Below are 11494 nucleotides of genomic sequence, written 5' to 3'. Positions count from 1 at the left end.
CCTCGGCAGCCCGGTTACGGTGGCCACATGGCCAACCCGACCCGCTGGGCGACCGACACCGGCCCCGAGCACTCACAGTGGTATATCGACCGGTTTCGGAAGCTCGCGGCCGAGGGCGCGGACCTGGCCGGCGAGGCCCGACTGGTGGACGCTCTCGTCGCGCCCGGCTCCCGGATTCTCGACGCCGGCAGCGGCACCGGCCGCGTTGGTGCCGCGCTGGCCCAGCGTGGGCACACCGTGGTCGGGGTGGACGCCGATCCCGCGCTGGTGGCCGCGGCCCGCGCCGACTACCCCGGCCCGACGTGGCTGGTCGCCGACCTCGCCGAGCTGGACCTACCGGCGATGGGTGAGGCCGAGCCGTTCGACGCGGCGGTGCTGGCCGGCAACGTCCTCGCCTTCGTCGCCGTCGGCACCGAACCGGAGGTGCTGCGCCGGGTCGCCGCGCACCTGCGGCCCGACGGCGTGCTGACCGTGGGCTTCGGCACCGAGCGTGGCTACCCGCTGACGGCGTTCGACGCCGACGCGGTGGCCGCCGGGCTGCGGGTGGAGCAGCGCTTCGCCACCTGGGACCTGCGCCCGTGGCGCGACGACGCGCCGTTCGCGGTCAGCGTCCTGCGCCGCCCGGCCGACTGACACCCCTCGGGCGGCGTCACCCTCAGCCCGGGGCGGCAACGGCCCGGGCGGCAGCCGGGTCCAGGGTCGCGCCGGCCGGCACCAGGCTGACCAGGCCGGCCGGCAGTCGCAACGGGCGCACGTCGCGGTAGCCGAGCATCGCGAGGACCTCCCGGTCGGCCAGCACGTACCGTCGGCCCAGGTCGGTGACCACGGAGACCGCGCCGCCGGTCGCGCCGGGCGCCGCGGCGGCCTCGACCACCGCGCCGCGACCCGGCTCCACCACCACATGATCGGCCAGCACCGCGCCGCCGGTCGGCGCGGTCCGCGGCGCGGCCGCCAGGTCCCGCAGCGGTACGCCCCAGCGCACCTCACCAACCCCACCGTCGTCGGCGACCCGGGTGCAGAGCGCCCCCTCGCCGCCGGCCGCGAGCCGGGGCGGGGTCGGCGGCGGGGCGTTCGGGCCGGTCGGAGCGAGGTCGGGCACCGTGGGCAGCGCGGCGAACTGGCCCAAGGTCATCGGCACCGGCTCACCCTGCCCGGTGCGGGCCAGCAACAACCCCGCCTGCAGCTCGGTGATGCCCGCCAGCCCGGCGTCGAGAGCAACCGCGTACTGTCGGCCGCCGCCGGAGTTGCTCACCAGGTAGACCGTGCCGATCGTGGCTCCCGGCACCTGGGTGGCGGACTGACCCAGCTGGGGTAGGTCGAGCGGGGCGAGGTCGGTGCCGGTGGGCAGCGAGTTGAGCAGGGCGGGCGCCACCGGCACCGCCTGCGCCCGCGTGGTGGCGAGCGCCGCCAACACCCTGCTGGGATCGCGGACGAGGTAGCGCCGTTGGTGCCAGACCAGGTGCAGCCCACCGTCGGGGTGACTCAGCAGCAACGCCTCGTCGCCCAGCAGCCGGCCGCCGTCGGGCTCGGTGCCGATCAGCAGCGCGGAGCGGGGTGCCTCTCCGGCGGAAGCCGTTGAGCAGACGGTCCAGGCAGCGGTGGCCAGCCGCCCGGCGGCGGGCAGCGAATCAGGCGCGTCGGCGATGCCCAGCGGCAGCCCGCGCGGCACGCCGTCGATCGTGCGTCGGGACACCAGCACGGTCTTCGACCTGTCCGCGCCCACGATGAGCAGCGCCGAGGCGTAGTTGAGCACCGGGTGCAGCTTCTGCTCGCGATAGACGAACCGGGCGCCGGACTCCTTCTCCACGATCACCGCACCCTGGTCGCGCCACCCTTTGCCGCCACCGGCGAACAGGCCGTAGAGCGCCGAGCCACCGAGCCCGATCGCCGCGACCAGGACGCTGGCCAGACCTGCGCCGGCCAACCGCCGAAACGGCGACTGTGCGGGGTCGGTCTCCCGCATGACCAGGGCGGCAACCGCCCGCTGGACGCTGAACTGGTAGGAGTGCAGCTGGTCCTGCCGCGACGGCATGGTGTCCCTTCCGATGGATCGGCCGCGCACAGGATATGCGTTGCGTCGATGTCCCGTAGCCCTGCGTTGCCGGCACGGGGCAACCGGTACCATCCGGGGACGAATCCGGCGGCGAGAGGGCACCCGTGGGCGCGCGTTTTGAAGAGCTGGCCTGGCGGGAGACCCCGATCGGCGCGATCAGCCTGCGCCGGCGGCGGGACCCGGCGCTCCAGGTCGAGGTGTACGAGGTCAAGCTCGACGACGAGTTCCTGATGTCCAGCCTGTTCCCGGTCGCGGAGATCGAGCTGGCCCGGCTCGGTCTCGCCGAGGTGGCCGGTGACTCGCTGGACGTGGTGGTCGGCGGTCTGGGGCTGGGATACACGGCGTGCGCGGCACTGGGCGACCCCCGGGTGCGTTCGCTGCTGGTGGTGGAGGCGATCGAGGACGTGATCGACTGGCACCGGCAGGGGCTGCTGCCGTTCGCGGCGGGGCTCGCCGAGGATCCGCGGACCCGGTTCGTGCAGGCCGACTTCTTCGCGGCGGTGGCCGGTGACGTCGGCTTCGACGTCGAGGCGCCCGGGCGGCGGTTCGACGCTGTGCTGCTCGACGTCGACCATTCCCCGCGCAACGTCCTGCACCCCAGCCACGCGGCGTTCTACCCGCCGGCCGGGCTGCGCCGGCTGGCCGCCCTGCTACGCCCGGAGGGGGTCTTCGCGCTCTGGTCGGACGACCCGCCGGACACCGAGTTCACCGCGGCGCTCACCGAGGTGTTCGCGAGCGTACGGGCGCACGTCGTGCCGTTCGCCAATCCGCTGACCGGCGGTGAGTCGGCGAACACCGTCTACGTGGCGCGTACCGGCCCCTGATCGACTCCGGCATGCCGCCCGCGCATGGTGTCGGCCGGACGGGGAACGTGTAGCCGGGCCGGCCGTACCAGGCGCGGCCGGTCACGGGAGGTCGACATGCGTGCACTGCTCTGGGTCGTCGGCGTGGTCGCTGGCGTGCTGATTCTGCTGGGGCTGATCCTCGAGGCGGTCCGCTGGCTGATCATCATCGGCCTGATCGCACTGGTGATCGTGATCATCCTGGGCGTGATCAAGGGACGGCAGGCCATGAACCACCAGGCCCGCCGACGGTGAGACCGGCCCCGCTCAGAACCAGTCGGTCCGCATGTCGAGGGTGGTCCGGTCCCGGCTGTGCAGCAGGTCGAACTGCGGACCGGTCCGGGGCAACTCGACGGTGAAGAAGTAGCGCGCGGCCTGCCGCTTGCCGGCGTGGAACGTGTCGCCGGTCCCCTCCGGCGGCAGCGCCAGCACCTGCTCCAGCCACATCCACGCGATCACCACGTGCCCGACCGCTTCCAGGTAGGCACTGGCGTTGGCCAGCGCGAGCACCGGATCACCGTCGGCCCAGAGCCGACCGGTGACCGCGGTGACGCGGTCCACAGCGCCGGCCAGGAGGTCCGCCAGACCAGCCTCGTCTCCCCCGGCCTGCCGAGCCCGCTCGATCGTGTCCCCGATCGTTCGGGTCAGCAGGGCAAGACCCGCACCGCCCTGCATGGTCATCTTGCGCCCCAGCAGATCCAGTGCCTGGATGCCGTGGGTGCCCTCGTGGATCGGGTTGAGCCGGTTGTCCCGGTAGTGCTGCTCCACGTCGTGATCACGGGTGTAGCCGGCACCTCCGAGCACCTGGATCGCCAGGTCGTTGGCGGCGAGGCACCACTGCGACGGCCAACTCTTGGTGATCGGCGTGAGCACGTCCAGCAGCAGGTGCGCGCGCTCGCGGTCGGCGTCGGCAGGGGCGGTCCGCTGTTCGTCGAGCAGCCGCGCGCAGTAGAGCACCAGTGCCAGCGCCCCCTCCACGTAGCTCTTCTGTGCCAGCAGCATCCGTCGTACGTCGGGGTGGTCGATGATCGGCACCTGCCCGGCCGCCGGGTCCTTCGCACCGACTGGACGGCCCTGCGGCCTCTCCCTGGCGTACGCCAGGCTCTTGAGGTAGCCGGTGTAACCCAGCGCGGTGGCGCCGGCCCCGACCCCGATCCGGGCTTCGTTCATCATGTGGAACATCTGCGCCAGACCCTGATGCGGTGCGCCGACGAGGTGGCCGACCGCACCGGCGCGGCCGTCCGGGGTGTGCCCGCCGTCGCCGAAGCTGAGCAGGGTGTTGGTGGTGCCCCGGAAACCCATCTTGTGGTTGAGCCCGGCCAAGACCACGTCGTTGCGATCACCGAGCGACCCGTCCGCGCCGACCAGCACCTTGGGCACGATGAACAACGAGATGCCCTTCACCCCGAGCGGCGCGCCGGGGATCCGTGCCAGTACGAGGTGGACGATGTTCTCGGCCAGCTCGTGGTCGCCGCCGGAGATCCACATTTTGGTGCCGAAGAGCCGGTACGTGCCGTCCGCCTGGGGCTCGGCGCGGGTGGTGATGTCGGCCAGTGAGCTGCCGGCGTGCGGCTCGGACAGGCACATGGTGCCGAAGAAGCGGCCCTCCAGCATGGGCCGGACGTAGGTGTCGACCTGCTCGGCGCTGCCGTGTGCCAGCAGCAGGTTGGCGTTGCCCAGGGTGAGGAACGGGTACGCCGAGGTGGCCACGTTGGCTGCCTGGAACCAGGTGAAGCACGCCGCCGCGACGGCGTGTGGCAGTTGCAGGCCACCGACCGAGGCGTCCAGCCCGGCGGTGAGCAGCCCCGTCTCGGCGAAGCTGTCCAGCGCCGCGCGGACCTGCGGGATCAGCCGCACCCGCTGCCCGTCGAAGGTGGGCTCGGCGAGGTCGGCGGCGCGGTTGTGCGGGGCGAACTGCTCGGTTGCCACCCGTTCGGCGAGGTCCAGGGCGTCGTCGAAGGTCTCCCTGGAGTGCTCGGCGTAGCGGGGACGCTCGACGAGTTGGCACACCTGCAGCCAGTCGTGCAGCAGGAAGTCGAGGTCGCGGCGGGAGAGCAGGGTGGACGGCACGGCACTCCTCAGCGGGCACGGGGGTGGGTCGGGCCAGGACGACGGCCCGGGGTCGCCACGGCCCATCCTGGCGGATCGACACGGCGCGCACCACCGGCCCGGGCCGCGTTCGCCGAGCGGAACTTGTCACACCGGCCGACTATGGTCGCTGCCCGTGACCGAACCCGGAGATGTTCCACCCGAACTCCTCGACCGGCTGCGGCCGATCTGCCTCGGGTTGCCGGAGACCTACGAGGAGCCCGCCTGGGTGGGCACCCGCTGGCGGATCCGCAAGCGGACCGTCGCCCACGTCTACACCGTCGACCCCGACCGTCAGGCAGTCCAGGCGCGAGCCGCCGCACTCGACCAGCCCGCCTGCCTGCTGACCTTCCGGTCTCCACTCGACGAGATCGCCGGGCTCCTCGCTGGCGGGCACCCCTTTTACAAACCGGATTGGGGGCTGAACGTGATGGGCATGGTCCTGGACGGGGACACCGACTGGGAGGAGGTGGGCGAGCTGCTCACCGAGAGCTACTGCGTGCAGGCCCCGAAGCGGCTCGCCGCCCTGGTCGGCCCCCCGGCACCGCCGGACCGCTGAGCGCTGACGTTGCGCGCGACCGGCGGTTTCGCCCGGCACGCTCCGGGGATACCGCGCCGGATCGCCGGAGTCGTCGACCACCGGCTGGAGCCGAGGACGCCGCCGGGCGGGTGAGGAGCGGGTCGATGTCGTCGCTGCCCACCGAGGAGGATCACCGGGTCACACAGGTGCTTCGCGAGGACCGGGTGTGCACGGGCGTGACCTCCCTGCGCGGGCGGGTGTTCCTGAGCTATCCGTCGGCGGACGGTCCCGGCGTGCAGGTGGTCGAGGCGCTGCCGGACGGCGGCCGTGACCCGTACCCCGATGCCGCGTGGAATCAGCCTGACCAGCCACCGGACCGGGCGTTCGTCCACGTCAACGGGTTGCGCGCCGGCCCGGACGGCCGGTTGTGGATCATTGACTCGGGTACGCCGCAGATCGGCGGCCGGCAGGTGCCGGGGGGTGCCAGGCTGATCGCGATCAACCCGGACGGCGGCCACGTGGAGCGGGTCTACCACCTCGACGAGGCGGTGCACCCGAACAGCTACGTCGACGACGCCCGTTTCAACGGCCCCGTGGCGTACCTCAGCGACGCGGGGGCACCCGGCCTCATCGTGCTCGACCTCGATTCGGGTCGGTCCCGACGGGTGCTGGACGGGCATCCGAGCACGGTGGGCGGGCCGTTGGTCGCCGACGGTCGCGCGCTGCGTGACCCGGACGGCGCCGAGGTACGCCTGCACGTCGACCAACTCGAGGTGTCGCCGGACGGTCGCTGGCTCTACTACCAACCGGCCTCCGGCGGGATGTCCCGGATCGCCACCCGTTGGTTGGACGATCCATCGGTCTCCGTTGACGAGATGTCCCGGCGGGTCGAGCGGTGGTGCGACACTCCGAGCACCGGCGGCACGGCCATCGACGCCACCGGCACCATCTACCTCAGCGACGTGGAACGACGGCGCGTGCTCGCCATCGCGCCCGACCGCAGCGTACGAACGCTCGTCGCCGACCCCCGGCTGGCCTGGGTGGACGCGATGTGGCTCGACGCCGATGCCCGGCTCTGGATGCCGGCGGCCCAGCTGCACCTGACCGCCGGGCTCAACGGTGGACATCCGGCCGTCGACTATCCGGTGCGGATCTACCGGATGCCGGTCGAGGCCGGGCCACCTCCACTAGACCACGGCTGAGCATCCGGTCAGTCAGCGCTGGTGTGGACGCGGCCGGCGAGCGGCACTCCCGCATCCTCGATACCCTGCCGTGCATGCACAGAAGCCGGGTGTACGCGCTGCTGATCGACGCTCCCGAGGCGGAGGCCGCCCGGGCGGCGGAGTTCTGGTCGGCGGCGCTCGGCGTCAGCACCCGGCCCGTTCCGGCGGAGCCGCAGTTCGTCGGTCTGCACGAGGCGTTGCCGGGGCTGGTCACCGCGGTTCAGGCGGTCGACGACGCGCCACGCTTCCACCTGGACATCGAGACCGACGACGTGCCAGCCGAGACCGCGCGGTTGCTGGCCCTGGGCGCCACCGAGGTGTCGCAGTGGCTCGAGTGCCGGGTCCTGCGGGCACCCGGTGGTCACCTGCTCTGTGTGCTACCGGTGGAGAGTCCGCCGGAGGTGTTCGCCGCCGAGGCCCGCACCTGGTCGTGACCCACCGGTCTGTCGCAGGTCGGCGCTAGGGTCCTGGCCATGGCTGATTTCGTGCTGGTGGCGGGGGCGTGGCTGGGGTCGTGGGCATGGGACGAGGTGGTGCCGCCCCTGCGGGCGGCCGGCCATGGCACCCACCCACTGACGCTCTCCGGGCTGGCCGAGAAGCGGGGCGTGCCCGCTGGGCAGCAGACCCACGTGCAGGACATTGTCGACGAGATCGAGAGCTGCGACCTGCGTGACGTGGTGCTGGTGGGGCACAGCTACTCGGGCATTCCGGTGGGTCAGGCCGCCGAGCGGATCGGGGAACGATTGACCAGGGTGGTCTTCGTCGACTCGGAGGTGCCGGTCGACGGCGAGTCGTTCGCGTCCGGCTGGTGGCAGGGCCGGGCGGCATTCGAGGCGCTGCTTGCCGACGACGGCTACTGGCCGCCGCTCGGTGCGGCCGAGTTCGACGGTCAGGGTCTCACCGACGAGCAGGTGACACGGCTCGTCGAGGGCGCCACCCCGCACCCGGGCGCCACGCTGACCGAGCCGGCCGTGGTGACCCGTCCACTGGGTGATCTTCCGGCGACGTACGTCAAGTGCCTGCTCGACGGGCCTGAGCCCAACGACACCGTGGCCAAGCTGCTGACCAGCGACCGCTGGCGACTGGTCACGATGGCCACCGGCCACTGGCCGATGTTCTCTCAGCCCACCGAGCTGGCCCGGCTGCTGTTGGCGGAGGCCAGCTGACCGGCGGATCAGGCGACCGGTTCGTCGAGGGTCCTGATGTGGCGCACCGGTGACATGAGCAACCAGAGCACGGCGAGCACGCCACCCAGGCCGGCGATGACGAGGGTGGGCCGCAACCCGATGGTGGTGCCCAACGCGCCACCGACCAGCGCGCCGAGCGGTCGGATGCCGTAGTTGACGGCGCTGTAGGCACCTGCCCGGCGTCCTCGCGCGTCGTCGGGTGTCACGGCGGTGAGGAGGGCGTTCAGGTTCACGTCCATCAGCATCACCCCGACGCTGGAGACCAGCTCGATGGCCGCCAGCATGGCCACCTTCGTCCACGTGGATCCGGACACCAGAGCGGTCAGCGCCAGCGGCGCGGGAAAGAGCACCACGCCGATCATCGCGGTTCGGCCCAGCCCGATGGCGCGCGAGATCCGTGGAGCGAGCGCCGCGCCCGCCAATCCGCCGAGCGCCCCGAACGCGAAGGCGACGCCGATCGCGCCGGCCGACAGGTCGAGTTCGCGGCTGGCGTAGAGCACCAGCAGCGCGCTCGCGATGAAGGTGAAGAAGTTGACCGTGCTGGTGCAGCCGAGGGCGGCACGCAGCACCGGGTGCCGCAGCACCAGCACGAGCCCTTCGCGGACGAGGCCGAGAGTGGACGTCCGACGCGGCGGTGGAGGCGATTCGGTCACCGGGATGCGGCGGAGCATCAGCGCGGAGCCGAGGAAGGACACCGCGTCGACGACGATCGCGACCGGCGCGCTGAGCGCCTGGACCAGCCCACCGCCGACGGCCGGGCCGGCGATGAAGGACAGCGACCGGCTCATGCTCAGCTTGCTGGTCGCGTCCACGTACGCCGATCGCGGCACGAGGGCGACGAAGAACGCCTGACGCGCCATGGCGAACAGCACCGCCCCGAGGCCGGTGAGCAGTGCCACCAGGTAGAGCTGGGTGAGGGTGATCGCGTCGAACAGGTAGGCCACCGGCAGGCTGAGCAGCACCGCGGCGCGGACCAGGTCGGCGATGATGAGGAGTCGCCGCTTGTGGGTGCGCTGGTCCACCCAGGCACCCAGGAAGAGGCCCAGCAGGTTGGGCAGCCAGATCAACGCGGTGAGGACGCTGACCTGCACGGGCGTCGCGGCGAGCAGGGTGACGGCGATCAGCGGTAGGGCCAGCTCGCTGATCCGGTCACCGAACTGGGAGATCGTCTCGCTGAGCCAGAAGGTGCGGAACCGCTGGTCGCGGTGCAGGGCCGGCGGGGGCGCGGTGTCGGTGGTGGTCACGACGCGGCCGGGTCGTCGCCGGGCTCGGGCAGGAGGTAGCGCAGCATCCGGACGAGTTGGGCGCCGGCCGGTGCGGCGTCGTCCTCCTTGCGCCGTACGTAGGGGACGAGCAACTCCTCGATCGCGGTCTCCAGCTGCCGCAGTTCCTCGGGGGTGGCCACGAAGCGGGTGTCGGCCACCCCGGCCAGCCCGCGCCACTCGTCGTCCAGCCGGGGCTCGTCGTGCAGGAGCCACTGCTGTGGCGCCTCGGCGGTCCGGGCGAACATCTCGCCGCGTAGCTGACGGCCTGCGGCCTGCCCCTCGGCGTCGTCGGGCAGCGTGAAGCGGAACCCCCGGGCGGCCGCCTGCCACCAGCGTTCGCGCTTGCTGGTGGTGCCCTGCGCGTCTTCGACCAGACCGAACGTCGCGAGGTGCCGCAGGTGCCAGCTGACCACCGAGGGCGTGGCGTCGACGTGCGGCGAGAGCCCGGTGGCGGTGGCCGGGCCGTGCTGCTGGAGGCGGTCGAGGATGGCCAGCCGCACCGGGTGGGCCAGCGCCCGCAGCGCCTGCGGTTCGGTGATCTCGAAATCCCCGTACGGATTCTTGAGAGACATGTTTCGAAAGTAGTCTCTCACGTCTCGGTCGGCAACCCCCGACCGCGCCGCGGCACCGTGCTGATCAGGCGATGCCGAGCCGGGCCAGCGGCTCGACCAGCTCACGCTCCTCATAGCTGAGGTGCGACAGCAGCGCGTCGGTCAGCAGGTCCACCGCCGCCCGCAGCTCGGCGAGGCCGTCCGGGGATCCGACGTAGGCGACCAGGGCCCGGTCGACACCCTCCAGCACGTCGTGGATGACGTGGTGTTCCTGCTCGAGCCGGTCGACGACCGGACCGAGTCGGGGGTCACGCGCCCGCAGCCGGGGGAAGAACGACTGGTCCTCGATCGTGTGGTGGGTAGTGACGATGCGGCAGTACGACTCGCAGTAGACGCCGAGCGTCCACCGGTTCTGTCGCATCGTCATCGTGTTGATGTGGGACCGGGCCGCACCGGCGTCGATCTCGCCGGCCGCCACCTGCTCGATCAGATCGTGGATCTGGGCCAGCTCGGCGCGCAGTCCGTCGTGAATCTGCACCAGGTGCGCACCGGTGGCCTGCTCGTGCGGGGTGTAGGTGCGGTTCGGATCGGGGACCGGCCCGGTGGGCCGGGTCGACTCGTCCCAGACCTGCTGGTCGCTGCGCCGCACGCCATCGTCGGGGGTGGGCACCACAGCGAAGGCGCCGCCAGTCACGGTTGCGCGGCTCGGCCGCACCGGCGGGGCGGCCTTCGGCTCCGGTGCCCGCTCCGGCTCCGGTGCCCGCTCCGGCGTACGCGCCGGCTCCGCGCCGCGGTCGCGCTCGGCCGTGACCAGCTCACGCACTGCGGGGGCGACCTCGCCGGCGAACCGGCGCAGGTCGTCGGGGTCGTCGCTGGCGAGGATGAAGGCGCTGACGCCCTCGCCCAACGCCAGCTCGGCCAGCTCCTGCACCCACTGCTCGGCCGGCCCGTTGAGTGTGCCCCGCCCACCGGCCGAGAACGTGCCGTTGATGTTGAGGAGCCGACGCACGTCCTGCGGGGCTCGGCCGGCCTGCTGCGCGGCATCGTCGATGATCGCGTTGCCCTTGGCCAGGTCACCCGGCTGGAGGTAACCCAGCGAGGGCAGCCAGCCGTCGGCCCGGCGACCGGTGAGCTGGAGCATCCGAGGCTTGTACGCGCCCAGCCAGATCGGCACCGCGTGTGCCGGAGCCGGCCCGCGCTTGGCGCCCAGCACCCGGTAGAACTCGCCGTCGACCCGCACTCCGCCGCGCGCCTCGGCGTCCCAGAGCTGACGGATGACCTCGATGGCCTCCTCCAGCGCTCGTACGCCCTGCCCGGGGGTCAACCGCCGGCCGCCCATCGCCTCGATGGCCTCCCAGAACGCTCCCGCGCCGAGGCCGAGGCTGACTCGGCCGCCGCTGAGCAGGTCCAGGCTGGCCACGCTGCGGGCGAGCACCGCCGGCGGACGCAGGGGCAGGTTCGTCACGTTCGCCGCCACGTGCACGCGGCTGGTCCGGGCTGCGACGAAGCTCAGCAGCGTCCAGGTGTCGAGGAATGCCGGCTGGTACGGGTGGTCCTGGAAGGTGACCAGGTCCAGGCCGACCTGCTCGGCGAGGACGGCGACGCCGACCGTGCGGTCCGGATCGCCACCGCTGGGGGTGACGAACGATCCGAAGACCAGGTCGTGGCCGTAGTCGCTCATGTGCGAGCCTCCCGTTTCACGCGACGCCTCGGACGATGCGTCATGACCTCAACCTTATGCCATACAGAACATCTTCTGCCAACA

The 11494-nt window shown here is 72.2% G+C and carries 12 protein-coding genes; 7 read left to right on the top strand and 5 right to left on the bottom strand.

The window, feature by feature from the left end:
* The first annotated feature begins 27 nt into the window (after window positions 1-27).
* Window positions 28-633: a class I SAM-dependent methyltransferase gene (locus tag HNR20_RS28405; protein WP_184186092.1), complete on the top strand. Its 606-nt coding sequence runs from the start codon at window positions 28-30 to the stop codon at window positions 631-633.
* 22 nt (window positions 634-655) lie between these two features.
* Here HNR20_RS28405 and eccB read toward each other — a convergent pair whose 3' ends face one another.
* Complete coding sequence (gene eccB / locus HNR20_RS28400; RefSeq protein ID WP_184186090.1) at window positions 656-2032, bottom strand: type VII secretion protein EccB; 1377 nt, start codon at window positions 2030-2032, stop codon at window positions 656-658.
* 125 nt (window positions 2033-2157) lie between these two features.
* Here eccB and HNR20_RS28395 point away from each other — a divergent pair, with 125 nt between their 5' ends.
* Both HNR20_RS28395 and HNR20_RS28390 read left to right on the top strand, forming a co-directional pair.
* Window positions 2158-2877, top strand: a complete 720-nt coding sequence (locus HNR20_RS28395; RefSeq protein ID WP_184186087.1) for a polyamine aminopropyltransferase — start codon at window positions 2158-2160, stop codon at window positions 2875-2877.
* Between the two features lie 96 nt (window positions 2878-2973).
* Window positions 2974-3150 carry a hypothetical protein gene (locus HNR20_RS28390; RefSeq protein ID WP_184186083.1) on the top strand — a complete coding sequence of 59 codons (177 nt, stop codon included), beginning with the start codon at window positions 2974-2976 and terminating at the stop codon, window positions 3148-3150.
* A gap of 12 nt (window positions 3151-3162) precedes the next feature.
* Here the strand turns inward: HNR20_RS28390 and HNR20_RS28385 are convergent, their stop codons facing one another.
* Window positions 3163-4965 carry an acyl-CoA dehydrogenase gene (locus HNR20_RS28385; protein ID WP_184186081.1) on the bottom strand — a complete coding sequence of 601 codons (1803 nt, stop codon included), beginning with the start codon at window positions 4963-4965 and terminating at the stop codon, window positions 3163-3165.
* Window positions 4966-5119: 154 nt separating this feature from the next.
* Here HNR20_RS28385 and HNR20_RS28380 point away from each other — a divergent pair, with 154 nt between their 5' ends.
* From HNR20_RS28380 to HNR20_RS28365, 4 genes are all read left to right on the top strand, one after another.
* The gene (locus HNR20_RS28380) at window positions 5120-5542 is read left to right on the top strand and encodes an MmcQ/YjbR family DNA-binding protein (RefSeq protein ID WP_184186078.1); all 423 of its coding nucleotides are present in this window, start codon (window positions 5120-5122) and stop codon (window positions 5540-5542) included.
* Between the two features lie 125 nt (window positions 5543-5667).
* Complete coding sequence (locus tag HNR20_RS28375) at window positions 5668-6705, top strand: L-dopachrome tautomerase-related protein (RefSeq protein ID WP_184186076.1); 1038 nt, start codon at window positions 5668-5670, stop codon at window positions 6703-6705.
* Window positions 6706-6779: 74 nt separating this feature from the next.
* On the top strand, window positions 6780-7160 hold the full coding sequence (locus HNR20_RS28370) for a VOC family protein (protein WP_184186073.1): 381 nt from the start codon (window positions 6780-6782) through the stop codon (window positions 7158-7160).
* Window positions 7161-7199: 39 nt separating this feature from the next.
* On the top strand, window positions 7200-7892 hold the full coding sequence (locus HNR20_RS28365; protein ID WP_184186070.1) for an alpha/beta fold hydrolase: 693 nt from the start codon (window positions 7200-7202) through the stop codon (window positions 7890-7892).
* A gap of 8 nt (window positions 7893-7900) precedes the next feature.
* Here the strand turns inward: HNR20_RS28365 and HNR20_RS28360 are convergent, their stop codons facing one another.
* The 3 genes from HNR20_RS28360 to HNR20_RS28350 form a co-directional block, all read right to left on the bottom strand.
* The gene (locus HNR20_RS28360) at window positions 7901-9157 is read right to left on the bottom strand and encodes an MFS transporter (protein ID WP_184186067.1); all 1257 of its coding nucleotides are present in this window, start codon (window positions 9155-9157) and stop codon (window positions 7901-7903) included.
* Window positions 9154-9750: an ArsR/SmtB family transcription factor gene (locus tag HNR20_RS28355; RefSeq protein WP_184186064.1), complete on the bottom strand. Its 597-nt coding sequence runs from the start codon at window positions 9748-9750 to the stop codon at window positions 9154-9156. Before HNR20_RS28355 ends, HNR20_RS28360 begins: the two co-directional genes overlap by 4 nt.
* A gap of 64 nt (window positions 9751-9814) precedes the next feature.
* Window positions 9815-11410, bottom strand: a complete 1596-nt coding sequence (locus HNR20_RS28350; protein ID WP_184186061.1) for an LLM class flavin-dependent oxidoreductase — start codon at window positions 11408-11410, stop codon at window positions 9815-9817.
* Window positions 11411-11494: the final 84 nt, after the last annotated feature.

Origin of the sequence: Micromonospora parathelypteridis (assembly GCF_014201145.1) — a bacterium.
Lineage (GTDB): Bacteria > Actinomycetota > Actinomycetes > Mycobacteriales > Micromonosporaceae > Micromonospora > Micromonospora parathelypteridis.
This window is presented reverse-complemented; position numbering and strand designations above follow the sequence as displayed.

Bases quoted from the DNA above. Each gene is read 5' to 3' on its own strand.
- HNR20_RS28405 (WP_184186092.1), top strand. From the start codon at position 28: ATGGCCAACCCGACCCGCTGGGCGACCGACACCGGCCCCGAGCACTCA.
- eccB (WP_184186090.1), bottom strand. From the start codon at position 2,032: ATGCCGTCGCGGCAGGACCAGCTGCACTCCTACCAGTTCAGCGTCCAG.
- HNR20_RS28390 (WP_184186083.1), top strand. From the start codon at position 2,974: ATGCGTGCACTGCTCTGGGTCGTCGGCGTGGTCGCTGGCGTGCTGATT.
- HNR20_RS28375 (WP_184186076.1), top strand. From the start codon at position 5,668: ATGTCGTCGCTGCCCACCGAGGAGGATCACCGGGTCACACAGGTGCTT.
- HNR20_RS28370 (WP_184186073.1), top strand. From the start codon at position 6,780: ATGCACAGAAGCCGGGTGTACGCGCTGCTGATCGACGCTCCCGAGGCG.
- HNR20_RS28365 (WP_184186070.1), top strand. From the start codon at position 7,200: ATGGCTGATTTCGTGCTGGTGGCGGGGGCGTGGCTGGGGTCGTGGGCA.
- HNR20_RS28355 (WP_184186064.1), bottom strand. From the start codon at position 9,750: ATGTCTCTCAAGAATCCGTACGGGGATTTCGAGATCACCGAACCGCAG.
- HNR20_RS28350 (WP_184186061.1), bottom strand. From the start codon at position 11,410: ATGAGCGACTACGGCCACGACCTGGTCTTCGGATCGTTCGTCACCCCC.